Here is a 24,377-nt window from a genome sequence, read left to right as displayed (position 1 = left end):
GCCGCCGACGGTTTCTGGAACCCGGTCACCGCCGAATCCGCCAGCAACCTGGGCGCCCGTGAGGGGAATTTCGGCCACCGCCGTCCCGGTTGGCCCGCCCGGTCCACTTTGCTCACCGGTAGGGCCCTGCCGCGCCGGAGGGATCAATTGCGCGCTCAGTGAAGTGCCTCACCCGATCGGGACCGGGACGACTACCATTGAAGGACACCACTTTAGGGAGCGTATGACCACGAATAACGGGGGACCGGCGACGCCGGAACCAGAGATCGGCCCAGCCGAAATTCAGGCAGTGATTGATCGGATCCTGGCTAAAGACGAGGCCGCGTCCGCGAAGGGCGCAGGCAACCGTTTCGTCGGTGTCTCATCCGGGCACGACGACGAACGGTCGTCCTACGACGGCGACCAGCAGGACCTGGACGAACGGCGTGCACTGCGACGCGTCGCAGGGCTTTCCACCGAACTCGAAGACGTCACTGAGGTCGAATACCGGCAGCTCCGCCTCGAACGCGTCGTCCTGGCAGGGCTCTGGAGTGAAGGCACCGCCGAAGATGCTGAAAACTCGCTGCGGGAACTGTCGGCGCTGGCAGCCACCGCCGGTTCAGAGGTGCTCGACGGCATCGTCCAGCGCCGGCTCAAGCCAGACCCCGGCACCTTCCTCGGCTCGGGCAAGGCCCAGGAGCTCAAGGACATCGTGGTATCCACCGGAGCCGACACCGTCATCGTGGATAGCGAACTCTCTCCCTCCCAGCGCCGCGGACTGGAAGACATCGTCAAGGTCAAGGTCATTGACCGGACGGCCCTGATCCTCGACATTTTTGCCCAGCACGCGAAATCGCGGGAGGGCAAAGCCCAGGTCGAGCTGGCACAGCTCGAATACCTACTCCCCAGGCTGCGCGGTTGGGGTGACTCCATGTCCCGCCAGGCAGGCGGCCAGGTCGGCGGCGCCGGCGCCGGGATGGGTTCCCGTGGGCCCGGCGAAACGAAGATCGAGCTTGACCGGCGGAAGATTCGCACCCGGATGGCGAAGCTGCGCCGGGAGATCAGCGGGATGAAACCAGCCCGCGAAACAAAACGCGCCAACCGCCGTCGTAATGAGATCCCCTCGGTCGCAATCGCCGGCTACACCAACGCTGGCAAATCCTCTTTGCTGAACCGCCTCACCGACGCCGGCGTCCTGGTGGAGAACGCGCTGTTCGCCACCCTGGATCCCACGGTGCGTAAGGCCGAAACCGCCGATGGGTTGGGCTACACGCTCGCCGATACGGTCGGGTTCGTCAGGTCGCTGCCCACCCAGCTGGTTGAGGCATTCCGGTCGACGCTCGAAGAGATTGCCGACTCGGACCTGATTCTCCATGTGGTGGATGTGTCCCACCCCGATCCGGAGGGGCAGATCGCCGCGGTGCGGGAAGTGCTCTCTGAGGTCGATGCCCGCAAGGTCCCCGAAATCATTGTTCTGAACAAGGCCGATGCCGCGGATCCCTTCGTGATCGAACGCCTGCGTCAACGCGAGCCCCGGCACGTGGTGGTCTCAGCCCGCACGGGCGAGGGTATCGCCGAGCTCCTCGAAGCCGTCAGCGCTGCCATCCCGCGACCCAGCGTGAAGCTGACGCTGCTGGTGCCGTACGAACGCGGCGACGTCGTCAGCAGGTTGCACCAGTCCGACGCCGAGATCCTGAACCTTGAGCACGTTGAATCGGGCACCCGGCTCGACGTCATGGTCCGTGCGGGTCTTGCCGCCGATCTGGAGGAATTCCGCCAGCATGCCTGACAGCGGTACCGCGGGGCCGCTGGAACTTCTTGACGCCGCAGTTGAAGCCATGGGCGGCGAGAACCGGGTGGGCCAGCATGAGATGACGCAACGGGTCGCCGAGGCGCTGACCACCGGGGACCACCTGCTGGTGCAGGCTGGCACGGGCACCGGTAAATCGCTGGCCTACCTCATCCCCTTGATCTCCCACGCCCTGACCCACGACAAACCGGCCATCGTATCCACTGCAACGTTGGCGTTGCAGGCCCAGATTGTCGGTCGCGACGTGCCCCGGCTGCTGAAGGCCCTCAAAGGCAAGCTACCCCGCCCCGTCGACGTGGTGCTGCTCAAAGGGCGCGGCAATTACGTCTGCAAGCACAAGACGGGCGGAGGCTTCCCCGAAGAGGGGGCACCCGACGCGCTCTTCAGCCTCGGCGAGGACACCGCCGCACCGCATCCCTCCGCCGGCCCGGCCACCCCGCTGGGCCGCGAGGTTGTCAGGCTCCGGGAGTGGGCCGAAACCACCGACACGGGTGACCGGGACGAGCTGACTCCAGGGGTGAGCGAGCAGGCGTGGCGGCAGGTGTCCGTGACCAGCATGGAGTGCCTTGGCGCCCAAAAGTGCCCGGTCGCGGCGGAATGCTTCAGCGAACGGGCCAGGGCCAAGGCGGGCGACGCGGATATCGTCATCACCAACCATGCAATGCTCGCGATCAGTGCCTTCGAGGGGCTGGCGGTGCTCCCCGAGTACGACGTCGTCGTCATCGACGAAGCCCACGAACTGCATGACCGGGTCACCGGCGCGGTGTCCGGACAATTATCGGCGGGGATGATTTCCGCTGCGGCGTCGGCGGCCCGCCGTCATCTGTCAATCGCCACCGAGGGCCTCGACTCCGCAAACCGCTTTTTCGAGTCAACAGTCGCCGGGATCCCCACGGGGTTAATGGCTGCCGGACTCACCGAGGAGCAGGAAACGGCGATCACGCAGGTCCGCGAAGCCTGCCGGGCCGTCCTGTCGGACGCCAAAGGAGACGGACCGACCCCGGCAGACGGTGGCCGGCAGATGGCGAAGTCCCACGTCCTCGCCGTCTTCGAACTCTGCGAGCGGCTTCTGACGGCGACACCGGCCGGTGAGGTGCTCTGGGCCTCACGGCCAAGCACCTTCTCACCGGGCACCGGGTATTCACAGCCCGACGACGACGCACCCGCGACCATCAACATCGCGCCACTGTCCGTGGCCGGGAAGCTGCGGGAAGGCCTGTTCGCCGATCACACAGTGGTCCTGACCTCGGCAACGCTCGCCATCGGGGCCGAGTTCGGTCCAGTCGCCGGTTCGCTCGGTCTCGCGGGCGCCTCGGCGCCGTCATGGACCGGCGTCGACGTCGGCAGCCCCTTCGACTACCCGAAGCAGGGCGTCCTGTATGTCGCGAAGGACCTTCCAAAGCCGGAGCGGGGCACCTCGCCTGAGCAGCTCGACGAACTGGAGGTCTTGCTGAAAGCATCGCGGGGTGGGGCGCTGGGACTTTTTTCCTCCCGCCGCGCGGCCGAAGACGCAGCCGAATCACTGCGCCCACGGGTCGACTTCGAGATCCTGTGCCAGGGCGAATCGTCAATGTCGGCGCTGGTCAAACAATTCTCGGATGAGCCGGACACGTGCCTCTTCGGCACCATGTCACTCTGGCAGGGCGTCGATGTGCCAGGCCGGTCGTGCCGGCTGGTGACCATCGACCGCATTCCCTTCCCGCGCCCTGACGACCCACTCATGACAGCGCGGACGAGAGCCGTAGCGAAGGCCGGTGGAAACGGTTTCATGAGCGTTTCGGCAACCCACGCGGCCGTCCGCCTCGCTCAGGGCGCCGGACGCCTCATCCGCGCAGCCGAAGACAAGGGGGTGGTGGCGATCCTCGATTCCAGGCTCGCCAACGCACGCTACGGATCATTCCTGCGTGCCGCGCTGCCGCCTTTCTGGTCCACCACCGATCGCACGACGGCGGTCGGCGTCCTGGAGCGGCTGGCAGGAAAACCCACGCCCGGGGGTTAGAGGGCGCGCATCACCGAGACGACCTTGCCCATAATCGTGGCGAGGTCTCCCAGGATCGGCTCGTACTGGGTGTTCTGGGGGAGCAGCCAGGTGTGACCGTCGCGCTGGCGGAAAGTCTTCACCGTCGCCTCGTCGTCGAGGAGCGCGGCCACGATGTCACCGTTCTGTGCTTCCTGCTGGCGCCGGACCACTACCCAGTCACCGTCGCAAATGGCGGCGTCGATCATCGAATCGCCATAGACCCGCAACATGAAGAGATCGCCGTGTCCCACCAACTGGCGGGGTAGCGGCATGACATCTTCCACTACCTGGTCGGCCAGCACCGGGCCGCCGGCAGCGATCCGCCCCACCATCGGAACCATGGCTGCGTCGATCGCGCCGCCGACGTCCGGTGTCGTGCCCTGGCCCGATCCTTCTTCGCCGCTGTGCTGATCATGGTCGAGGGTCAGCGGAAGCAGGATCTCCATGGCGCGGGGGCGCTTCGGATCGCGCCTGAGATAGCCCATCCGCTCCAGCTGCGACAACTGATGGGTGACGCTCGAGAGACTGGCCAGCCCCACCGTGTCTCCGATCTCGCGCATGGAGGGCGGATACCCGTTGGTGCCGATGGCCCGCTGAATGGTCTCAAGGATCTTCTTCTGGCGGGGCGTCATGCCCTTGGGCACCTGGCGCCCACGCGGGCGGCCACGGGCTGGCAGGACGGCCGGGGCGGGGTCAGCCGGGGCAAGGTCGGAGGCCGGTTCATCCAGTGGTGCGTCGGACTCTTTCACGGTCGCTGTCCCTTCGATAAGAATCCATGTACCCCGGCAGATCCCTGGATTCCAGGGGCCGAGCTTATTTTGTCAGTGGCGGATGATGTGCTGGTTTCTGCTGGATCCCGAACCTTCATCCTTGCCCTAACGGTAAGGGAGTCAGGACACGTTTTCAAACATTTGTTCGATCGTGTCTCGACAAAGTTCGTCAATCAGTGCTAAAAATAAACAAGCAGTAATTCGAAGATAAGTTCGAACAAAACAGGAATCGCCGGTTTTAGCTCGAACACCGTCTTCAACCTTCAGGGTTGGTCCCGGGCTCATACCCCAGGACCGAATGGACTGATTCGAGAGTACAGAGAGGTGTATCCATGTCTGTCATCACCACACACCAGAATTTCCCTACCACCGAAAGCGACGCGACCACGAGCGGCGCCACCAAGCTGCGGCTGACCCGCAGGGGCCGGCTCCTGTTGGTCGGATTGCCGATCGTGCTACTCGCGTCGGCCGTTCTGATGTTGTCAGGATTTTTCAACTCGCCTGCCAAGGCATCAGCTGAAGGCGGAGAGGTGACCGAGACCGTGAGTGTCAGCGTCGCAGCCGGCGAAACCATCTGGCAGCTGGCAACCGAGTTCGCTCCGGACCGCGATCCGCGCATCGTCGTCTCCGAGATCGTTGAACTGAACAGCCTGGGCACCTCAGTGCTGCAGGCAGGGCAGCAACTGGATGTCCCCACCAACCGGTAACGCCTCGACAGCCAGTACTGCACCCCCAGAACCCTCCAACCCGGTCGGCCAGTATCGGCCACCGGGTGCGGAGCTTCTGCGAACGCGGTGAAGATCCTGATGAAGGGTGAAGGCCCGCCGATTCTGCACCTGCAGCACTCCACGCTTAACCTTGACAGGTGAGCGAACAGTTTGAGCGGTTGAGCCGGTTGCCCCTGCGCGAGGATCTGCGGGGCAAGCACCCCTACGGTGCGCCCCAGTTGGATGTCCCCATCCTCCTGAACGTCAATGAGAATACCCATGGAGTGCCGGACGATGTCCGGCAGGCAATCGTTGATGCGGTGAGCCGGGAGGTCGGGGGGCTGAACCGTTACCCCGACCGTGAGTTCACCGAACTCCGGACCAATCTTGCACGCTACCTCGGCCACGGACTGACGCCCGAAAACCTGTGGGCCGCCAACGGATCCAACGAGGTACTGCAGCACCTGCTGCAGGCCTTCGGCGGCCCGGGTCGATCAGCCATCGGCTTCCCCCCGACCTACTCCATGTATCCGTTGCTGGCCAGCAGCACCGGCACCCGCTATATCGCAGGGCAGGGTAACGGCAGGTTCGAGCTCAGCGCCGCCGACGCGGCCCGCGAAGTGCGCGAATCCGGCGCGAACCTCGTCTTTCTGTGCTCGCCGAACAACCCGACCGGCTCAGCGCTGGGCCTGGATGTGGTGGAAGCGGTTTATGAGGCGGGCAGCGACGCGCAGGCAATCGTGATCGTCGATGAGGCCTATGCCGAGTTCGCCCACGCAGGCACCGTCAGCGCCCTCAGCCTGCTGGCGGGCCGGGAACGTCTTGTGGTGTCCCGCACCATGAGCAAGGCTTTCGCGATGGCCGGGACGAGGCTCGGTTACCTGGCGGCGGCCCCCGAGGTTGCTGACGCGCTGCGCCTGGTCCGGTTGCCGTACCACCTTTCGGCCATCACCCAGGCGGCAGCGAACGCGGCCCTGACCCACTCTGACCGATTGCTTGCCAACGTGGAAAACATCAAGGTGCAACGCGATCGGATAGTGACCAGTCTCCAGCACCTCGGGTTGACCCCGGTGCCCTCGGACGCCAACTTCGTTCTCTTCGGCGGACTGGACGACCCGCACCGCATCTGGCAGGGCCTGCTCGACGGGGGAGTGCTGATTCGCGACGTCGGTATTCCCGGTCACCTCCGGGTCACCGCAGGCACCGAGACGGAAACCACAGTGTTCCTCGACACCCTCGGTGCCCTGCTGGAGGGGACCGTCTCCTAGACTGGTGATAGACCCTTTCCAAGCGGCGCCCGGTGCTGTCCCTACCGTCACCCATCCGCTACGTACCAATCGAAGGATAGCCATGAGCGTGGAAACCACTGTCGGACGCACTGCGAGCCGGGAACGGACCACCAGCGAGTCGTCGGTGTTTGTCGAGCTCGATCTTGACGGCACCGGACGCGCGGAGATCAGCACCTCGGTGCCGTTCTACGACCACATGCTGACTGCGCTGGCCAAGCACTCACTGATCGACCTCACGGTCCGAGCCACCGGTGACACGCACATCGATGTCCACCACACCGTCGAGGATGTCGCCATCACCATCGGCGAGGTGCTCCGGGAGGCCCTGGGGACGAAGGCCGGGATCCGCAGGTTCGGCGAAGCGACGGTGCCCCTGGATGAGGCGCTGGCCAACGCCGTCGTCGACATCTCCGGCCGGCCATACCTGGTGCACACCGGTGAGCCCGCAGGCCAGGAATACCACCTGATCGGAGGGCACTTCACCGGCTCGCTGACCCGGCACGTCTTCGAGGCGATCACCCTGCATGCCCAGATCTGTCTGCACATGACGGTGTTGGGTGGACGGGATCCACACCACATTGTCGAAGCCCAGTTCAAGGCGTTCGCCCGGGCGCTGCGCGCTGCAGTGGAACCGGACCCACGCGTGGAGGGCATCCCGTCCACCAAGGGGGCACTATGAGTGCGCCACGCGTAACGGTTCTGGACTACGGTTCGGGGAACATCCGTTCAGCGGTCCGTGCCCTGGAACACGTCGGCGCTGAAGTGACGTTGAGCGCCAAACCCGACGACGTCCTGAACGCCGACGGGTTGGTGGTGCCCGGCGTCGGAGCCTTCGCGACCGTGATGAAGGGTCTGAAGGATGTCGATGCACTGCGCATGATCGGCCGGCGGGTGGCGGGCGGCAGGCCAGTGCTTGGCATCTGCGTCGGCCTGCAGATCCTCTTCGAGGAGGGCGTCGAGCACGGCGTCCGGACCGCGGGCATGGGCGAGTGGCCAGGCACCGTTGAACGGTTGCAGGCTGACGTCGTCCCGCACATGGGCTGGAACACGGTGAAGGCAGCCGAGGGGTCACAACTGTTCGAAGGCATCGAGGACGAGCGGTTCTACTTTGTGCACTCCTACGGAGTGCAGCAGTGGAAGTTCGAGGTCACCCAGCCAGCCATGAAGCCCCCAATGGTGACCTGGGCGGACCACGGCGGTCAGTTCATTGCCGCCGTGGAAAACGGTCCCCTCAGCGCCACCCAGTTCCACCCCGAAAAGTCCGGTGACGCCGGGGCCCGTCTGCTCTCCAACTGGACAGCCGGGCTGCGGTAGTCATGTGGAGCATAGTGTTGATGGGGCTCGCGGGCCTGTTGATCGGTGGGGCTATCTCCTTCCGGCGGCAGGAACTACCCAAGGCCCTGATCATCAGCTTCTGGGTCCTGGCGGGAATGGCGCTCCTCGCTGCCTACCTCCTGACCCTGACCGACATCTGATTCCAGACCTCCGACAGCTACGAAAGAGTCACAACACCCGATGAGCCCCTTTACTGAATCCCCCATTCTCGAACTGCTTCCTGCCGTCGACGTCGTCGACGGGCAGGCTGTCCGCCTGGTCCAGGGCGAGGCCGGCAGCGAAACAGGTTACGGTGACGCCCTCGAGGCGGCCCTCGCCTGGCAGCAGGACGGCGCCGAATGGGTGCACCTGGTGGACCTTGACGCAGCCTTCGGCCGGGGCTCAAACCGCGAACTGCTCGGACGCGTGATTAATGAACTCGACATCAAGGTGGAGCTGTCCGGCGGGATCCGCGATGACGCTTCCCTCGACGCAGCCCTGGAACTCGGCGCGCACCGGGTGAACCTCGGCACCGCAGCCCTGGAAAACCCGGAGTGGACCGCTGCGGCCATCGCCCGCTACGGCGACAAGATCGCCGTCGGCCTGGACGTCCGGGGCACCACCCTGGCAGCCCGCGGCTGGACCGAAGAAGGCGGCGACCTCTGGGAAGTCCTGCAGCGCCTCGAAGACGCGGGCTGCTCCCGGTACGTGGTCACAGACGTCACCAAGGACGGCACGCTCCGCGGCCCCAACCTCGAACTACTCCAGCAGGTGCTTGAGCGGACCTCGCAGCCCGTGGTCGCATCGGGTGGAATCTCAAGCCTCGAGGACCTCGCGGCGCTGCGCCAGCTGGTGCCACACGGACTGGAAGGTGCAATCGTGGGCAAGGCGCTGTACGCCGGCGCCTTCACGCTGCCCCAGGCGCTCGACATCGCCGGGCACCCGGCATCCCGGGTGTGAGCGAGCGGCAGCTCCCCGCACATATCGCCGCTGCCCTGGCGGCCAACACCGCCGATTCCGCGGGGCAGGCCTGGGAAGGCCGTGACCTGAGCGGCGAGGGTAACCCGCTGCACAACTTCGACGACGACGACGGCGCCGCACCGCCCGCCTACACCGAGGCAATCGACCGGCTGCTGGCCGGAACCAGCGACGAAACGGGAGTGCTCGCCGCCCTCGCCGGGGTGAGACTTTTCGTACCCGTGGTAGCCCAGCTCGCCGGGGAAACCGCGCCCGACGACCCTCACTCGCACGCCGACCACGGCCACGGCGGGGGAGCACCGGAGGGCGACAAGGAGGCCGACATGGCCCTGGTCACGCTCAAAGCACCCGATGGCCGCACGGCGCTGCCGGTCTTCAGCTCTGTTGCTGCACTGGCCGCGTGGCATCCGGAAGCCAGGCCCGTGGCCGTTTACGCGCCGCGTGCGGCGCTGTCGGCGGTCGCCGACGGAGCGCAGCTGCTGGTCATCGATCCGGGCGCACACTTCACCTTCGTTGTGCGTCGCCCCGCCATGTGGGCGCTGGCCCAGCAGCACCAGTGGCGGCCGGCCTACAGCGACCCAAGCATCGCCGACCTGGTCGCCCAGATCACCGGTAAGGAGCCAGCGATCCTGCGGGTAGCGCTGGGTCCCGGAAGCGGGGTTCCGGCCCGCGCGGCAGACGGTACACTGGCATCCGGCGGCGGACCGGGCCCCGAAGTGCGGCTCCAGATCACGCTCCGAGACGGGCTGGCTGGGGAAGCGGTCCAGACGGTGGTCCAGCAACTGCAGGACCGGCTGCGGGCCAATACAGAACTTGTGGAACGGGTCGACTCCCTTGAGGTGGTACTGACCCGCTGAGGACGTGCGGGCGGACCCGCAGAAGAGTGAACCAGTGAATTTTGCCCTCTACCGGGAGCTGCTCCGTATTGTCCCGGTGCGGCGTCTGCTCATCGTCGGAATGATCGCCAGATTCCCGCACTCCGCGGCCGGGGTCCTGCTGACCCTTCATGTGGTGCAGACCCTCGACCGTGGGTACGCGGAAGCCGGCGCTGTCGCGGCTCTTCTGACGATTGGCATCGCCGTCGGCGCACCCTGGCGGGGCCGTCGGGTCGACAGCGCGGGGCTGCGCAAGGCACTGATTCCGTCCGTGATCGCCGAAGCGGTGATCTGGTCTGTGGCACCCCAGCTGTCCTACGAGTGGCTGCTCGTCGCCGCCCTGATCGGTGGGTTGTTTACCCTGCCCGCCTTCTCGGTGGTTCGCCAGTCCCTGGGCGTGATGGTGTCCGGGGAGAAGCGACGGACCGCGTTCACCCTTGACGCGATCAGCACCGAAATGATCTTCATGGTGGGACCGGCGCTGGGCGTCGTCCTGGCCACCCAGGTCTCGACGGTCTTTGGCCTCACCCTGGTGGGGCTGGCCACCGCCGGTGCCGGTCTCTTCCTGATGTGGTTCAACCCACCGACCCGGAGCGAGCAGCTGGGAGCTGTCTCCCGGCCCCCGACCGAAGCCGAGGACGAGGCCGCCGCCGTCGGTGCGCTGGTCGCATCGGCGCCAGCGCACGTCACCGAAGCGTCGGCCGAACTGTACCCGGGGGGACGCGCAGCACACGGTCGTCAAGGGGCGAAGGGACGTCAGCGGGCCAAGGAGCGGCTGGCGGGCAGCTTCGTCTGGCTGACGGTGGCGGTGGCGGTGGTCCTGGTGGTGGCTGCCGGGGCAGGACTGGTGCTGGCCGGTACCGAGGTGGGGATCGTCGCCGCGCTCGAGGAGTCGGGCCGGGAGGGTGAACTCGGGCTGGTCTTCGCCGCCTGGTGTGCCGCATCGGTGGTGGGCGGCCTGATCTATGGTGCGCTGCACCGGCCGGTGTCCCCGCTGGTGCTCCTCCTGCTCATGGGGCTGTTCACCATCCCCATGGGTTTCGCCGAAAACACACTGGCACTGTGCCTGCTCTCGATCCTGCCGGGACTATTGTGCGCACCGGTCCTGTCGGCGGCGTCCGAACGGGTGGCCGACCTGGTGGTCGAGGAACGGCGTGGCGAGGCGATGGGATGGTATGGCTCGGCACTCACCTCGGGGGTAGCGCTGGGTGCACCACTGGCCGGCATCACCATCGACACGGTGGGCCCGTCCGCGGCCTTCACCGCCGTGGGGTCGGTCGCGGTACTGATCTGCCTGCTGGGCCTAGGCGCCCAGCAGGTACGACGACGGCGGGCTAGTTGACCGCGCCGGTGAATTTTTCGCCGGGGCCCTGACCTGGCGCGTCCTGAATGACCGACGCTTCGCGGAAGGCCAGCTGCAGTGAGCGGAGCCCGTCGCGCAGCGGCCCGGCGTGCTGGCCCCCGATCTCGGGGGCAGCGGCAGTGACAAACCCGGCCAGTGCCGTGATGATCTTGCGGGCCTCGTCAAGATCCTTGAGTTCCTCGGCGTCGTCGCCTTCTGCCAGGCCGCATTTCACGGCTGCGGCGCTCATCAGGTGCAGCGCGGAGGTCATGATCAGCTCCACGGCACTCACCTCGGCGATGTCGCGGCGAACCTGGCGACCGTCGTCGGCGGTTTGGTCTAAGGGGTCCTGGAGTGATGGCTGGTCCGGGGCGCGAGCGGAACCGCCGTCGTCGCCGGGTGCCTGGAAGATGTTGCGTTCGCTGTCTGGATTACTGGCCGGAGTACTCATGCTGGTAAGCTTGTCACAGACCGACTGGAGGTCACTATTTCATGCGCCCACACGGGGCATGAAAAAGATCACTTCCAGTTTGCAAGCGGAGTTTCCTCCCACCCGCGATTGCCAGGTGTTTCGTTGCGAAACATGGTGGCAGCCGGGTAACAGGTCGGTACGTACGATCGTCAAGACATTTCTTGACAGTACGCTTCCACTCGCAGTGGAAGTAACCGATCATCGAGGCCTCTGATTGCACGTGCAGTCGGGGGCCTTCTTCTATTGCAGGTGGTATTACTTCAAAGATTTCAGGAGCAACACATTAGCGAGCCAAGAATCAATGATCGTATCCGCGTCCCAGAGGTGCGGTTGGTAGGACCTGCGGGCGAACAGGTAGGCATCGTCCGTATTGAGGATGCTCTCCGTCTTGCCTCCGAGTCAGACCTGGATCTTGTTGAGGTTGCACCGCAGGCCAAGCCTCCGGTTGCCAAGCTCATGGATTTTGGCAAGTACAAGTATGAGGCCGCGGTCAAGGCTCGTGAGGCGCGCAAGAACCAGACGAACACCGTTCTCAAGGAGATCCGGTTCCGCCTGAAGATTGACACTCATGATTACGAGACCAAGCGCGGACATGCGATGCGCTTCCTGGGCGCAGGCGACAAGGTCAAGGCCATGATTCAGTTCCGTGGACGTGAGCAGCAGCGACCCGAAATGGGTATTCGCCTGCTGCAGAAGTTCGCTGAGGACGTTGCCGAGGTGGGAATCGTTGAATCGACCCCCCGCATCGACGGTCGCAACATGGTCATGGTCATTGGTCCGGTCAAGAACAAGGCTGAGGCAAAGGCTGAAGCGCGACGCGCTACCCAGCGCGCCGATGCCAAGGCTGCGAATGAGGCGGTGAAGGCTGGTACCGAGAAGGTGGATACCACCCCGGACAAGGCGCCCATGACGCAGAGCCTCGCGGACCTGCTGCCCGACGGCTACTCAACCACCGCTTCCCAGGAGGCGGCCGAAGAAGCCGCAGCACAGGAAGTGATTGCGGCCGAAGTTGCAGCCAAGGAGGCCGCGGCGCAGGAAATCGTCGACCGCGAGAAGGCTATCCAGGACAAGGCGGATCAGGAAGTCGCAGCAGCCGAGGCAGCCAAGGCAGCGAAAGCTGCCGAGAAAGCCGCTGCTGAAGCACCGAAGGCTCCAGCCAAGGCGGCCGGTGCGAAGGCAGCTGAGAAACCAGCAGCTGCTCCCAAGCCCGCTGCAGCGCCGAAGCCAACCGCGGCTCCCAAGCCGATGGCCATGCCCAAGCCAGCAACACCCAAACCTGCCAGCAAGGCAGCTCCCCGGAGCACGCCGAGCCGGCCTAAGCCCGGAACCTCCGACTAGGGATTACGTCCCCCGGAGCCGCCAGGCGCCCGAATAAACCCGCAGGCACCCCCGCGGGTGCCGTACGACCCGCCTGCAACAGCTGGTGGAAACCAAAGGAGATCGGTTCTCATGCCGAAGATGAAGACCCACAGTGGTGTCAAGAAGCGTTTCAAGCTGACCGGAAGCGGCAAGCTCAAGCGCCAGCAGGCTAACCGCCGCCACTACCTGGAGCACAAGCCCTCCACGCTGACTCGCCGTCTCGGTAGCGACAAGATCGTCTCGAAGGCCGACACCAAGGTCATCAAAAAGATGCTCGGCATCTAACTCACCCAAACCACTTAACCGGGCTTGCGCCAGTCTCCTGCACACTGCAGGACAGCGCTGAACATCATCACCCGGTAGATCTACTGAAGGAGTACGCACGTGGCACGTGTGAAGCGGGCGGTAAACGCCCACAAGAAGCGTCGGGTAATTCTCGAGCGGGCGAAGGGCTACCGTGGGCAGCGTTCACGCCTGTACCGCAAGGCCAAAGAGCAGCTGCTGCACTCATTTGTGTACAGCTACGGTGACCGTCGCAAGCGCAAGGGTGACTTCCGTCGCCTCTGGATCCAGCGCATTAACGCTGCGTCCCGCGCCAACGGCCTGACCTACAACCGTCTGATCCAGGGCCTGAAGGCCGCCGAGATCCAGGTTGACCGCCGTATGCTGGCCGAGCTTGCAGTATCTGACGCCAACGCGTTCTCCGCATTGGTACAGATTGCCAAGGATTCGCTGCCTGCTGACACCTCAGCACCAGCCGGCGCCCAGGCGTCAGCCACCAAGGCACCAGCCAAGGCAAACGCCTAAGCTTTCGTTTTACCCTTCTCGGTTCGGTCTCACCCGGATTACGGGGAAGACCCAAAATACTGAGAACATCAGTACATGACTAACACCGGACGCCCAGCGGCACCGCCCATGACCAACCCCCGAGCTGATCGGGTCAAGGAAGTGGCTCGGCTCGCTGGGCGTCCGGCCCGTTTAAGGCAGGGCCGGTTTCTCGCCGAGGGGCCTCAATCCGTTCGGGAAGCATTGGCATTGCATTCGGCGCGCCACGCTGCGGGCGAGCCGGAGGTCATCGAGGAACTGTTCATCACCGAGGAATGCCTGGACCGGCACGCCGAGCTTGGACTGTTCGAAGGACAGCCAGCCCCACGGCTGGTGACTGAGGAAGTGCTGGCCGCAATGTCTTCGACGGTGACGCCGCAGGGTGTCATCGCGGTGTGTTCGTTTGTCGATGTCCCGCTCGAAGCGATGCTCGCCAGGGAGCCCCGGCTAGTTGCCGTGATGGTGGAAGTGCGCGATCCCGGCAACGCGGGAACCATCCTGCGGGCAGCCGATTCCGCTGGCGCCGACGCGGTGGTGTTGACGTCGTCGAGCGTTGACCTCTACAACCCGAAGGCTGTCCGGTCAACTGTCGGGTCACTGTTTCACTTGCCGGTGGTCCTGGGCGCCGACCTTGACCTGGTGCTCACCTCGCTGCGGGAGCGCGGGATCACCGTGCTGGCAGCCGACGGATACGGCGACGTCGACCTCGACACCCTGCAGGAAGGCAGTGCACGACGGCGGCTGGCACCCTCAGCCGAGAACGCTGGGGACGGGAGCAGTGCAGCTCAACTGGAAGCCCCGACGGCCTGGCTCTTCGGTAACGAAGCGCAGGGGCTGCCCGACGTCGTTTTGAAGGGCGCGGACCACCGGGTGGCAGTGCCCATCTATGGTCGGGCCGAAAGCCTCAACGTGGGGACCGCCGCAACCGTCTGCCTTTACGCCTCCGCGAGGGCGCAGCGCCTCAGCTGAGGCCCTGGCCGACCGCCGAATGTTCAGTCGGCCGGGTCGTCCTGGTTCCCCGGTCCATCCGCCCGCTGACCAAGGCCACAGCAAGCCCGATGACGGCCAACACCGCACCGACCAGTGCCGGAGCAGTGTACCCCCAGCCAGCGGCGATCACCGCGCCGCCCAGGAACGCGCCCAGAGCGTTGGCAATATTGAGTGCTGCATGGTTCAGGGACGAGGCGAGGGACGGCGCGTCAGGGGAGACGTCGAGCAGGCGGACCTGAAGCGATGGAATCAGCATGGCGCCAATCGCACCGACCAGGAAGACAAACAGCAGGGCGGTCGGCGCCCACTGAACGGCGAAGGAGAACGCCACCAGCGCGGCGGCGATCACGCCCATCACCCAGTAGATGGTGCCCATCACGGAAATGTCGGCCAGGCGGCCGCCAATAATGTTCCCGGTCACCATGCCCAGACCATAGAGGGCAACGACGAACGGCAAGGTCGCTTCGGGGAGGCCCGTGACCTCGGTCATGGTGGGGGAGATGTAGGAGTAGACAGCGAAGAAGCCGCCGAAGCCAACTGTGCCGATCAGCAGCGTCATCCACACCTGGCCACGTTGCAAGGCGCCCAGCTCCCGGCGGATACTCGCATTCTGCAGGACCTGCTGGTGAGGGACGCTGCGGGAAATCATCCAGATAGTGACCACCCCAATGACACCGACCAGAAGGAACATGGTCCGCCACCCGAACATCTGACCCAACCAGGTGGCGAACGGTACCCCGATGACGTTGGCGATACTGAGCCCCAGCATCACCATGGCCACGGCGTGCGCCCGGCGCGTGGGCGCCGAGAGGGATGCGGCAATGACAGCCGCGATGCCGAAGTACGCGCCGTGGGGGAGACCCGACATGAAACGGGAAAACAACAGCCAGCCGTAGTCGGCGGCGAAATAGGACGACAGGTTCCCGACGGTGAAGAGAACCATCAGCCCCAACGCCATCCCTTTGCGGGGCAACCGGGCGCCGAGGGCAGCGAGCAGGGGAGCGCCGATGACGACGCCGATCGCGTAGGCCGAGATGACATGCCCACCCTCGGGAATGGAGATATCAAGGTCGCCCACCATCTCCTGCAGGAGACCCATGATGGCGAACTCGGTGGTGCCAATACCGAAGCCGCCCATGGCGAGGGCGATGATGGCGAAGTTCAGCTGCCGTGGGGTGAGGGTGCGTCGGACGTCAGACATGGAACTCGTTTCGGCATCAGATGGTGTTGGTGGCGTTGCTCTGTAGAGCGCAACGCATCGACGCCGTTGTCTATTTCAACTGTAGCCGGGCCGGTACCGCCAGCTACACTCGGTTCGTGCCAGCTGACCAGTTACCCCGCCAGATTGTCGGCGCAGCGATCGTCGATTCCCTGACTCACCCCACCCGGCTGCTTGCCGCCCGTCGCACGGCGCCCGAGCAGTTCGCCGGCATGTGGGAATTCCCCGGGGGGAAGGTCGAGGCGGGGGAAACGGACACAGCCGCACTGCATCGGGAGCTCCTGGAGGAGCTTGGGGTCGAAGTTGAGCTCGGCGCTGAGATCGTCGGGCCGGTACCCGGTGGCTGGGCGTTGAACGAACGCGCCGTCATGCGGGTCTGGCTAGCCGAAGTCACCACCGGTGAACCCCGGCCGCTGGAAGACCACGATGTTCTCTCCTGGGTTCCCCTTGCCGGTTCCACTGAGTTGGCCGACCTCGCCTGGATCCCTGCCGACCGCCCCATCGTTGACGCGGTGCTGACGCAGACCTGCCATGCCGGAGCGGCTCAACAGTAGACCGGGGAGCTCTCGCGCCGCATCTAGAACAGTGCTGGCTCTAGAACAGTGTCGGCTCCGCATCCGTAGCGGGTGCAGGGCGCACGGTAGACGTAACAGCCGTTTCGCTGACTCCGGGAGGTCCCGGCTGAAGCTCTCGAAAGAACTGCGCCCCGGAGGTGAACCCGTGATTAGCCCGGTGCTGCCGAATCCGCCCCGACAGCCAGGTGCGGTACTCCTTGGATGCATAGCTCCCGCCGCGATACAGGCGCCGGTACCGGCCCACCAGCGCCGGGTGATTCTCCGCCAGCCATTCCAGGTACCACTCCCGGGCCCCGGGCCGTAGATGAAGGGCGCCCGCCGAGACTCCAGTGGCACCGGCAGCGGCCAGGGCGCCAAACAATGCATCGAGTGACTCGTCATCGTCGGTCAGCCACGGCAAGATCGGCATTGCCAGAACCCCGCAGGGCAATCCAGCGTCGCGCAGGCGGCTGATCAGCTCGAGCCGTGCCTTGGGGCTGGGTGTACCGGGTTCCACCGCATGGGCTAGTGCGGGGTCGGTAATGGCGAGCGAGATTCCCATCCCAATCTGCACCGCTGAAGATGCTTTCTTCAGGAGCGGGATATCCCGTGCCAGGAGGGTGCCCTTCGTGAGGATGGAGAACGGTGTCCCCGAATCGGCGAGCGCGGTGATGATGTCGGGCATCAGCCGGTAGCGGCCCTCGGCCCGCTGGTACGGATCGGTGTTGGTGCCCATCGCGACATGTTCCCGCTGCCAGGACCTGCGGGACAGTTCGCGGCGCACCACTTCACCCACATTGGTCTTGACCACCAGCTGGGAGTCGAAGTCCAACCCAGTGTCGAGGTTCAGGTAGCTGTGGGTCTTTCGAGCGAAACAGTAGACGCAGGCGTGGGAGCAACCGCGGTAGGGGTTGATGGTCCAGTGGAACGGCATGCTGGAATTGCCGGGTACCCGGTTCAGCGCCGACTTGGCGAGCACCTCGTGGAACGTGATGCCCGCAAATTCTGGCGTCCTGACAGTCCGGAGCAGGCCGCTCAGGGGCAGCAGCGGCTCCTGAGGAGCCGGCGCCGTCGTCGTCGTACTCTGACCAGCCCATCGCATGAATATATTAGAACATACGTTCTACTGCGGCTGAGGGAGGACTGCTTGTAAGCTGTGAACTCAGGAAGGTGGTGCGTGCCATGGGCCAGGTGATCGAGGTCAAGGGCCTCCGGAAATCGTTTGGTCGCCGGGATGTCCTGCACGGCATCGATTTTGGGGTGGAACGCGGCGAAGTCTTCGGCGTTATCGGGCCCAACGGTGCAGGAAAAACCACCACCATGCGGTGCCTGCTCGACATCATCAGGCCGAGCGCCGGGAGTATCAGGATTCTGGGTGAGAATCCGGGCGCTGCGGGACCTAAACTGCGGCGCAAAATCGGTTACCTGCCGGGTGAGCTATTCCTTGAGCAACGGATCACCGGACGCCGGCTGCTGGCGCACTATGCGGCCATCAGCGGTGCGGTGCGGCCGGGGCGAGCGGACGAGCTGGCGGAACGCTTCAACCTGGACCTGGACCGCCACACCCGCAAACTGTCCAAAGGCAACAAACAGAAGCTGGGGCTGGTGCAGGCCTTCATGCATGACCCCGAAGTGCTGATTCTGGATGAACCAACCAGTGGCCTCGACCCGCTCATGCAGCAGGAGTTCCGGGCACTCCTGCGCGAAGCCCAGCAGCGGGGGCAGACCATCTTCCTGAGTTCACATGTCCTGAGCGAGGTCCAGCAGGCCGCTGACAGGGTCGCCATCCTGCGCGACGGCGACATCGTCCAGGTCTCAAGCGTCTCAGCCCTCCGGGAGGGTGCCCACCGCCAGATCCGGATCGCGGTGACCGGTGTCCCCGGGCCCGAGCTGGAGCTGCTGCTCCGGGACGTGCCGGGGTTGCACACCATCGAAGTTCAGACGGCCGGCGAGCTCACCGAAATCTCAGCCACCCACGAGGGTGCCATCCGGCCGTTGATCCTTGCCCTGGCACCGCTCCAACTCGCCGATCTGGTCATCGAAGAACCCGATCTCGAGGAATCAGTGCTCACCCTGTATGGCAACGGGGGGAACGATGGCACCGGCGGGAACGGAGGCACCGGCGGGACGGGCGCTGCCAGTGCTGCCGGTGCTTCCGGTCGCCGCGGTGCCGTGGCCGGCCCCCGTGGATTCAGCGAGCGGAGCCGGTCATGAGTCACTCGGCACCGCCAGCCACCCGGGACGGCCGGACCGACCCAGCCAGGATCCTGCCGTTGTTCAGGCGCGCGCTGCTTGATCACTGGCGATCCACCCTGGCCTGGGCCGTGGGCCTCGCCGCCGCCATCCTGGTATACCTGCCGCTGTTTCCTTCCCTCGGGAACAGCGACGAGATGCAGGACATGATCAACGCGCTACCTCCGGAGATGACCAGAGCACTGAACTATGATCAGATCGCCTCGGGTCCCGGGTACACGCAGGCCACCATCTTTGGGCTGATCGGCTTCCTGCTCCTGACCATCGCGTCGGTGTCCTGGGGTGCGTCGGCGGTGGCCGGTGATGAGGAGTCCGGCCAGTTGGAACTGACGCTGGCGCACGCGGTCACCAGACCCCAAGTGGTGTTGGAGCGGGCCCTGGCTATTGCGGTGCGCACTGTCGCGCTCGCGGCAGTCGTCTTCATCCTCGTGCTGCTCCTCAACGAGCCCGCTGAGCTGGGGATTCAGACTCAGGACCTCTTTGGTGCGACGGTCCTGTTCGGGGGACTCGCGCTCCTCAGCGGGATGGCCGCCCTGTGTGTCGGGGCGGTGAGTGGCAGGAGGCTTTATGGCCTTGCGGCCGGCGCCGGGGTCGCCGTGCTGAGCTACGTATCCAACGCCGTCGGACGCCAAAGCCCCGATCTTCAGTGGCTGCTGAACCTCTCGCCCTACCACTGGGCGTATGGGAACTCACCGGTGGCCAATGGGGCGGACTGGGGTGCTGCCGCCTGGCTATGGGGCATCTCGGCAGCGCTCGCCGGACTCAGCGCGGTCGCCTTGCAACGACGGGATGTCGGGATCTAGGAGGGAAGGGGTCGGTTCAGCCAGTGAGATCGCGGTGCCGGATGAGGTACGCGGCGAGGACTGCACCCCCAACCGCTACGAGGCCCATCACCACAATCGGGACGGGATCGAAAGCTTCAACCGGCATGGCCGGGGAATGATGAAACGGCCTCACTGCCTGCAGCCACTCCGGCAGGCCCAGCAACTCGCCAAACTGGCCGGGCACCAGCCCGCCCGTCAAAAGGCCCCAACCGTCGCAGTTCCCACCCGTCGCAGTTCCCACCTGCCGTAGTTCCCGCTCGTCGCGGATTTCCCCCTTAGGCTTGAGCAACGCCTGCCAGCCATCCGAAAGGACCTCATGCCCCTCGACGTCGAGAGCCTGCGTTCACACTTCCCGTCCCTGGCCTCCGGGATCGCCCATTTCGATGGTCCGGGCGGAACCCAGACACCGCGCGTCGTGGGGCAGGCGATCGCTGATACGCTCACCGGTCCGCTGTCCATTCGGGGGAGCTCAGTCGCGTCGGAGCGCAACGCTGATCAGGCGGTCCTCAGCTTCAGGTCGGCGATGGCGGATTTCCTCAACGCGGACCCGTCCGGGATTGTTTACGGCCGCAGCGCCACCCAACTCACCTACGACTTCGCCAAGCACCTCAGCACCGGCTGGGGGCCAAACGACGAGGTGGTCGTGACCCGTCTGGACCACGACTGCAACGTCCGGCCGTGGGTTCAGGCCGCCGAGCGGCGGGGCGCCACCATCCGCTGGGTCAGCTTCGACCCTGAGACCTCAGAATTGCGCCTGGACGAACTGCGGGAGGCGCTGAGCCCCCGCACCCGGCTCGTCGCCGTCACAGCAGCATCGAACCTGCTCGGGACCATGCCCGACATCCGGGCTATTGCCGGGATGGTGCACAACGCCGGTGCCCTCCTGTTCGTCGACGGTGTCCACTACGCCGCCCACGCTGCCGTGGATGTGCGGGCGCTGGGCGCCGACTTCTTCGTCTGCTCGCCCTACAAGTTCCTCGGCCCCCATTGCGGTGTGCTCGCCGCAGCGCCAGCCCTGCTGGAGACGCTGTTTCCCGGGAAGCTGCTGCCCTCCACCAACGCGGTCCCTGAACGCTTTGAACTTGGCACCCTGCCGTACGAGATCATGGCTGGCACGACGGCGGCAATCGACTTCACTGCGACCCTGGGCGACGGCGGGTCCCGCCGGGAACAGCTCATCGCGGCCCACGCCGACATCGAACGGCATGAGGCGTCACTCCTGGCGCTTTTTGAGGCGGCAATAGCCCAGCTGCCAGCCGTGACAGTCCACTCCCGGGCCGCCGTCCGGACCTCGACGCTGCTGCTCACCTTCGACGGCCACGACGCTGCCGCGGCCAGCCGGTTCCTCGCCGAACGTGACATCCTGGTGCCCGCCAGCAACTTTTATGCGATTGAAGCGGTCGGCGTGCTGGGGCTGGGAGCGGCGGGCGGGCTCCGGGTGGGTCTGGCGCCCTACACCAACCTCGACGACGTGCAACGGCTGATCGAGGGGCTGACCGCGTTCCTCGCCTGACCGGGCCGCCGGTGCCCGGCCCAGAAGAGTGGCGCACCCGAGGACGCGGTGTTGGGCAACCACTACTGTGCGCCTACGCCACTCGGGTGGGGCGTCGCCTAGGCTTGACCCATGATTCTCCTCACTGGATTCGAGCCGTTCGGCGGCGAAACAGTCAACCCGTCCTGGCAGGCGGCGCAGCAGGCCGCCGAGGACCTGCGTGCTGACGGGGTCGATGCTCTTGCGGTCGAGTTGCCCTGCACCTTTGGTGAAAGCATCGCCATCCTGCGTGCTGCGGTGTCCCTGCACCGCCCCAGACTGGTGTTCTGCGTGGGTCAGGCCGGCGGGCGAACGAGGATCTCGCTGGAACGCGTCGCGATCAACATCGACGACGCCCGCATCCCCGACAATGAAGGCAACCAACCCATAGATGCCCCGATTCGGGTCGGCGGACCGGCGGCGTATTTCTCGACCCTGCCGATCAAGCAGGCGTTGCAGGACTTGATCGAGGCTGGCATTGCCGCTGAAATTTCCCAGACCGCCGGCACCTATGTGTGCAATCACGTCTTTTACGGGCTCATGGACCAGCTGGCCACCACGACCGACCGCAAGGGTGACGGTCCTCGGGGTGGTTTCATCCACGTTCCCTATTCCGTGGAACAGGCAGCAGTTCACGGGGTTCCGGGAATGCGCGTTGCCGAGATGGCAACCGCGCTTCGCCTCATCGCGTTGACGAGCCAGCAGACGACGTCGGACCTGCGCCTGGCCGCCGGGGCGGAACACTAGGTACCGCTCACCCGATCGGGTCGGCGGGTGAGATCAGGGCGGAAGGGAAGCCCACCACACTCTCGGCCCGACGGTGGCGCGCAGCACCTTAAGGAAGGCTCGGCCCGTCAGCTCCTCCTGTCCGTCAAGGGAGCCAGAGATGGTAGTGATGCCAGGGGAGACCGACTTGGCTTGTCCCGAGGTCGCGATGATCGCAGTACCGGTGTCGGAGGACTTCCAGATGATTGGGCCCTCGACTGGTCGGGTGCTGCCATCGTGGAGCTGGGCCACTGCGACGAATTCGACTGTCCCGCCCAGAAGCACTGTTTCAGCTCCGGGCTCGATGATCAGACCGACAATCCGTTCCTCGGCCGGGCTTCCCCACACCAGCCTGGGCGCCAACGCTGCCATCGCGATCAGCGCCACGGCGCAGGCTACGGCGGCGGTGACGGCGAGAACCACGTGCCGCCGATACACTCGCATACCGTCCTGCAGTGCCCGGTCGACAAAAGCCGGATGGGATTGGGCCCGGTCGCTTGCTTCAGCCGCGAGGCGGTCGCGGAGCTGACTGTTCATGGCGTTTCCCGCTGGGCATCTGCCTTGGCATTGCCGGTTCGCAGATCGGCACGCACGCGGTCCACCGACCGGTTGGTGATCACTGCAATCTGGGTGGGCGAAAGTCCGGCGAAGTCGCGGAGGACCATAGCCGTGCGTTCCGGTCCATCAAGCGCTGTCAGCAACGAACCACCCGCCGAGGGTGCCCTGATCCGCCCGGCGTTGTGCAGGTGCAGATCGACGAGGTCGACCAACTGGCAAATCACGAACGTTCGAATGTCGGGAGTCACCGGCCCCTTCCATACCGCGGCCGCCTTCGCCCAGGCCGCTTCAAGTAGCCGCAGGGCTATCACCGGGTCATCACAGAGCAACTGAGCGCAGAGTTCAAGATCCCCTCGCTGACGGTCGAATTCGTCCCGCAGTGCTTCCTCCCGGGAGGAGACTGCTGTGGCCATTCTGTCGCCGGAGGGGAGTCCGAACTCCACCTCCTTCACGGCGGGGAGGATCACCTCGGTCACAAGCAATGCCGTGCCCACGGTGATCAAGCCGAATCCATAGAGGCCCACGCCGAAGATGGCGAGGCTGGCCAGCCCCTCATCGGAAAGATCGGGTGGCAAAAGAATTCCCGCCACTACCAGGGTGACGCTTAAGCACCCCAGGACCAGTTGTTTGGGAGTCAGCAACGACCGTCGCGGACCCTTGGGAATTTCACACACGATTCACCTGATTCAGCCCGAACTCGGGTCTCTGAATAGCACGCCGAGCGTTACTGGTGCGTTATTCCAGCCGCGTTACTCCAGCGTCGCGATCCGCCAGCGGACCGTAACGCTACAGACGACGTCGGCCTCGCCTGGTTCGACGGGCATAGCTGATTGCTCAGCCAACATCACTTCGCGCATCAGGGGACGCGGAGAGTGTCCCGCCACCTCGGATACTTCCTCCACTGTGCCGAGGACGCATCCCGCCAGTTCGGCCCAGCGGCGGGCCCGGGCGAGTGCATCCTGCCAGGCGGCCTCCTGTGCCTGGGCAGCCCTGGCCCCCGGATCGGAGAAGCCGAACGACAGAGAGCTGATCCGGGCATCGTCGCCGCCAGCCTGCACCACAGCCTCAAGTACGGCTGACGCTGACGATAGGTCACCGATCGACAGGTTGAGATCCTGTGACGCGACATACCCGGTGACCCGCTGCTCCTGGTTCTCGCCCCACAGGATTTCCGCGCGCAGCCCGATCTGGTGGGTGGCCCGTTGAAGTGACTGAAGCCGGAGGGAGTCCAGGGCATCGAACACCCTGACAGCAGCGTCGGCGGCCCCGAGATACGCCTGCGGGGCCGTCGGACGGCGTACCTCCACCCCGACGCCGAGGTGCAGGCGGTCGGGCACGGCGGCGACCGAGCCGGTACCAGTGACCGTGATGGTTGGAACGTCGGTACCCAACGTCACGGTGCTCCCCTTTTCCCGAATACGGCGGAAAGTGTCGTGGCAAGCGGCCGCACTGGTCGCTGAACATACCCACCATCGGCCAATCCCGCGCGCCGCTCAAAAAGGTTCAGGGATGCAGGATCACCGGTACGCAGGAGGGAAAAAGCCGCCGCCGCGAAGTAAAGCGGCAGGAAGGGCAACCCCAGACAGACGGCGTACTGGGTGCTGTGCCGGGCTTCGTGGGCAAGAAGCGCCGGGCGGGGTGCCCCCTCCGAGGCGGACCCGCGGAACAGGATGACGTTTCCCACGGTGAAGGCACGCGCGACCGGCAGGGTGCCGGTGTAGCCAAAAGCGAGGAGGAGCCCCTCGGGGCCAGGGCGGAGGTCGCACCGTTTCGTTTTCGCCAGCATCAGCCCCGCCGCGGTGGACAGGTTCAGCCAGTTGAGCAGCCATCGCATTCTGTGGGCCGGGACCATGGGAATCATCCTAGTACGGGAGTCACAGGTGCCCATTGGGGACTCAGCACCGGTGTTAGCTAGACTTGCACCGTCTGCCAACGGTCACCGG

28 protein-coding genes are annotated in these 24,377 nt (G+C 65.4%); 19 read left to right on the top strand and 9 right to left on the bottom strand.

What is annotated here, in order from left to right:
• Positions 1–223: 223 nt before the first annotated feature.
• Complete coding sequence (gene hflX, locus ACX80Z_RS10180) at positions 224–1,768, top strand: GTPase HflX (RefSeq protein ID WP_019483432.1); 1,545 nt, start codon at positions 224–226, stop codon at positions 1,766–1,768.
• A complete protein-coding gene (locus ACX80Z_RS10175) occupies positions 1,761–3,788 on the top strand; it encodes an ATP-dependent DNA helicase (RefSeq protein WP_459315805.1) in 2,028 nt (675 codons plus the stop codon). The genes hflX and ACX80Z_RS10175 overlap by 8 nt, the downstream gene beginning before the upstream one ends.
• Here ACX80Z_RS10175 and lexA read toward each other — a convergent pair.
• Entirely contained in the window at positions 3,785–4,441 is a 657-nt protein-coding gene (gene lexA, locus ACX80Z_RS10170; protein WP_050994982.1) for a transcriptional repressor LexA, read from the bottom strand. The two genes, ACX80Z_RS10175 and lexA, sit on opposite strands and share 4 nt — an antisense overlap.
• Before the next feature lie 470 nt (positions 4,442–4,911).
• Between lexA and ACX80Z_RS10165 the strand changes: the two genes are divergently transcribed.
• From ACX80Z_RS10165 to ACX80Z_RS10130, 8 genes are all read left to right on the top strand, one after another.
• Positions 4,912–5,286 carry a LysM peptidoglycan-binding domain-containing protein gene (locus tag ACX80Z_RS10165; RefSeq protein ID WP_116778796.1) on the top strand — a complete coding sequence of 125 codons (375 nt, stop codon included), beginning with the start codon at positions 4,912–4,914 and terminating at the stop codon, positions 5,284–5,286.
• 158 nt (positions 5,287–5,444) lie between these two features.
• A complete protein-coding gene (locus ACX80Z_RS10160) occupies positions 5,445–6,554 on the top strand; it encodes a histidinol-phosphate transaminase (RefSeq protein WP_459315804.1) in 1,110 nt (369 codons plus the stop codon).
• Between the two features lie 82 nt (positions 6,555–6,636).
• Positions 6,637–7,254 (top strand): imidazoleglycerol-phosphate dehydratase HisB, encoded by a 618-nt coding sequence (gene hisB / locus ACX80Z_RS10155; RefSeq protein WP_019483426.1) that lies wholly within the window; start codon positions 6,637–6,639, stop codon positions 7,252–7,254.
• The gene (gene hisH / locus ACX80Z_RS10150; RefSeq protein WP_019483425.1) at positions 7,251–7,889 is read left to right on the top strand and encodes an imidazole glycerol phosphate synthase subunit HisH; all 639 of its coding nucleotides are present in this window, start codon (positions 7,251–7,253) and stop codon (positions 7,887–7,889) included. The genes hisB and hisH overlap by 4 nt, the downstream gene beginning before the upstream one ends.
• A gap of 20 nt (positions 7,890–7,909) precedes the next feature.
• On the top strand, positions 7,910–8,050 hold the full coding sequence (locus ACX80Z_RS10145) for a hypothetical protein (protein WP_019483424.1): 141 nt from the start codon (positions 7,910–7,912) through the stop codon (positions 8,048–8,050).
• Between the two features lie 40 nt (positions 8,051–8,090).
• Positions 8,091–8,849 (top strand): bifunctional 1-(5-phosphoribosyl)-5-((5-phosphoribosylamino)methylideneamino)imidazole-4-carboxamide isomerase/phosphoribosylanthranilate isomerase PriA, encoded by a 759-nt coding sequence (gene priA, locus ACX80Z_RS10140; RefSeq protein ID WP_459315803.1) that lies wholly within the window; start codon positions 8,091–8,093, stop codon positions 8,847–8,849.
• Positions 8,846–9,724, top strand: coding sequence for an SseB family protein (locus ACX80Z_RS10135; protein WP_459315802.1), 879 nt, complete (start codon positions 8,846–8,848; stop codon positions 9,722–9,724). Before priA ends, ACX80Z_RS10135 begins: the two co-directional genes overlap by 4 nt.
• Before the next feature lie 34 nt (positions 9,725–9,758).
• Positions 9,759–11,084 carry an MFS transporter gene (locus tag ACX80Z_RS10130; RefSeq protein WP_459315800.1) on the top strand — a complete coding sequence of 442 codons (1,326 nt, stop codon included), beginning with the start codon at positions 9,759–9,761 and terminating at the stop codon, positions 11,082–11,084.
• Here the strand turns inward: ACX80Z_RS10130 and ACX80Z_RS10125 are convergent.
• Positions 11,077–11,535, bottom strand: a complete 459-nt coding sequence (locus tag ACX80Z_RS10125; RefSeq protein WP_459315799.1) for a DUF1844 domain-containing protein — start codon at positions 11,533–11,535, stop codon at positions 11,077–11,079. The two genes, ACX80Z_RS10130 and ACX80Z_RS10125, sit on opposite strands and share 8 nt — an antisense overlap.
• Before the next feature lie 345 nt (positions 11,536–11,880).
• Here ACX80Z_RS10125 and infC point away from each other — a divergent pair, with 345 nt between their 5' ends.
• From infC to ACX80Z_RS10105, 4 genes are all read left to right on the top strand, one after another.
• On the top strand, positions 11,881–12,894 hold the full coding sequence (gene infC, locus ACX80Z_RS10120; protein ID WP_019483419.1) for a translation initiation factor IF-3: 1,014 nt from the start codon (positions 11,881–11,883) through the stop codon (positions 12,892–12,894).
• Between the two features lie 111 nt (positions 12,895–13,005).
• The gene (gene rpmI / locus ACX80Z_RS10115) at positions 13,006–13,200 is read left to right on the top strand and encodes a 50S ribosomal protein L35 (RefSeq protein WP_019483418.1); all 195 of its coding nucleotides are present in this window, start codon (positions 13,006–13,008) and stop codon (positions 13,198–13,200) included.
• Positions 13,201–13,299: 99 nt separating this feature from the next.
• Positions 13,300–13,722, top strand: a complete 423-nt coding sequence (rplT, locus tag ACX80Z_RS10110) for a 50S ribosomal protein L20 (RefSeq protein WP_116778802.1) — start codon at positions 13,300–13,302, stop codon at positions 13,720–13,722.
• Between the two features lie 75 nt (positions 13,723–13,797).
• Positions 13,798–14,709, top strand: a complete 912-nt coding sequence (locus ACX80Z_RS10105) for a TrmH family RNA methyltransferase (RefSeq protein ID WP_459315797.1) — start codon at positions 13,798–13,800, stop codon at positions 14,707–14,709.
• Here ACX80Z_RS10105 and ACX80Z_RS10100 read toward each other — a convergent pair.
• Entirely contained in the window at positions 14,702–15,931 is a 1,230-nt protein-coding gene (locus ACX80Z_RS10100; protein WP_459315795.1) for an MFS transporter, read from the bottom strand. The two genes, ACX80Z_RS10105 and ACX80Z_RS10100, sit on opposite strands and share 8 nt — an antisense overlap.
• A gap of 116 nt (positions 15,932–16,047) precedes the next feature.
• Between ACX80Z_RS10100 and ACX80Z_RS10095 the strand changes: the two genes are divergently transcribed.
• Positions 16,048–16,503, top strand: a complete 456-nt coding sequence (locus ACX80Z_RS10095) for a (deoxy)nucleoside triphosphate pyrophosphohydrolase (RefSeq protein WP_026041162.1) — start codon at positions 16,048–16,050, stop codon at positions 16,501–16,503.
• Positions 16,504–16,543: 40 nt separating this feature from the next.
• Here the strand turns inward: ACX80Z_RS10095 and ACX80Z_RS10090 are convergent, their stop codons facing one another.
• A complete protein-coding gene (locus tag ACX80Z_RS10090) occupies positions 16,544–17,605 on the bottom strand; it encodes an Rv2578c family radical SAM protein (RefSeq protein WP_459315794.1) in 1,062 nt (353 codons plus the stop codon).
• An 80-nt stretch (positions 17,606–17,685) separates the two neighbouring features.
• Between ACX80Z_RS10090 and ACX80Z_RS10085 the strand changes: the two genes are divergently transcribed.
• Entirely contained in the window at positions 17,686–18,717 is a 1,032-nt protein-coding gene (locus ACX80Z_RS10085) for an ABC transporter ATP-binding protein (protein WP_459315793.1), read from the top strand.
• On the top strand, positions 18,714–19,559 hold the full coding sequence (locus tag ACX80Z_RS10080; protein ID WP_459315792.1) for an ABC transporter permease subunit: 846 nt from the start codon (positions 18,714–18,716) through the stop codon (positions 19,557–19,559). Before ACX80Z_RS10085 ends, ACX80Z_RS10080 begins: the two co-directional genes overlap by 4 nt.
• A 16-nt stretch (positions 19,560–19,575) precedes the next feature.
• On the opposite strand, the gene ACX80Z_RS10075 is transcribed toward ACX80Z_RS10080, so the two are convergent.
• Positions 19,576–19,869: a hypothetical protein gene (locus ACX80Z_RS10075; protein ID WP_459315790.1), complete on the bottom strand. Its 294-nt coding sequence runs from the start codon at positions 19,867–19,869 to the stop codon at positions 19,576–19,578.
• Between the two features lie 27 nt (positions 19,870–19,896).
• On the opposite strand from ACX80Z_RS10075, the gene ACX80Z_RS10070 reads away from it, so the two are divergent.
• Both ACX80Z_RS10070 and pcp read left to right on the top strand, forming a co-directional pair.
• Positions 19,897–21,093: a cysteine desulfurase-like protein gene (locus ACX80Z_RS10070; RefSeq protein ID WP_459315788.1), complete on the top strand. Its 1,197-nt coding sequence runs from the start codon at positions 19,897–19,899 to the stop codon at positions 21,091–21,093.
• 111 nt (positions 21,094–21,204) lie between these two features.
• Positions 21,205–21,858: a pyroglutamyl-peptidase I gene (pcp, locus tag ACX80Z_RS10065; RefSeq protein ID WP_459315787.1), complete on the top strand. Its 654-nt coding sequence runs from the start codon at positions 21,205–21,207 to the stop codon at positions 21,856–21,858.
• A 33-nt stretch (positions 21,859–21,891) separates the two neighbouring features.
• Here pcp and ACX80Z_RS10060 read toward each other — a convergent pair whose 3' ends face one another.
• The 4 genes from ACX80Z_RS10060 to ACX80Z_RS10045 form a co-directional block, all read right to left on the bottom strand.
• Positions 21,892–22,413, bottom strand: a complete 522-nt coding sequence (locus ACX80Z_RS10060; RefSeq protein ID WP_116778810.1) for a hypothetical protein — start codon at positions 22,411–22,413, stop codon at positions 21,892–21,894.
• A complete protein-coding gene (locus ACX80Z_RS10055) occupies positions 22,410–23,108 on the bottom strand; it encodes a hypothetical protein (protein ID WP_459315881.1) in 699 nt (232 codons plus the stop codon). The genes ACX80Z_RS10060 and ACX80Z_RS10055 overlap by 4 nt, the downstream gene beginning before the upstream one ends.
• 75 nt (positions 23,109–23,183) lie before the next feature.
• Positions 23,184–23,831 carry an SIMPL domain-containing protein gene (locus ACX80Z_RS10050; RefSeq protein ID WP_459315786.1) on the bottom strand — a complete coding sequence of 216 codons (648 nt, stop codon included), beginning with the start codon at positions 23,829–23,831 and terminating at the stop codon, positions 23,184–23,186.
• Positions 23,828–24,286: an eCIS core domain-containing protein gene (locus tag ACX80Z_RS10045; protein ID WP_459315785.1), complete on the bottom strand. Its 459-nt coding sequence runs from the start codon at positions 24,284–24,286 to the stop codon at positions 23,828–23,830. Before ACX80Z_RS10045 ends, ACX80Z_RS10050 begins: the two co-directional genes overlap by 4 nt.
• Positions 24,287–24,377 lie beyond the last annotated feature (91 nt).

This window comes from Arthrobacter sp. TMT4-20 (assembly GCF_054510775.1).
The sequence above is the reverse complement of the archived record's forward strand: the minus strand, read 5'-3'. Positions and strand labels throughout refer to the sequence as shown.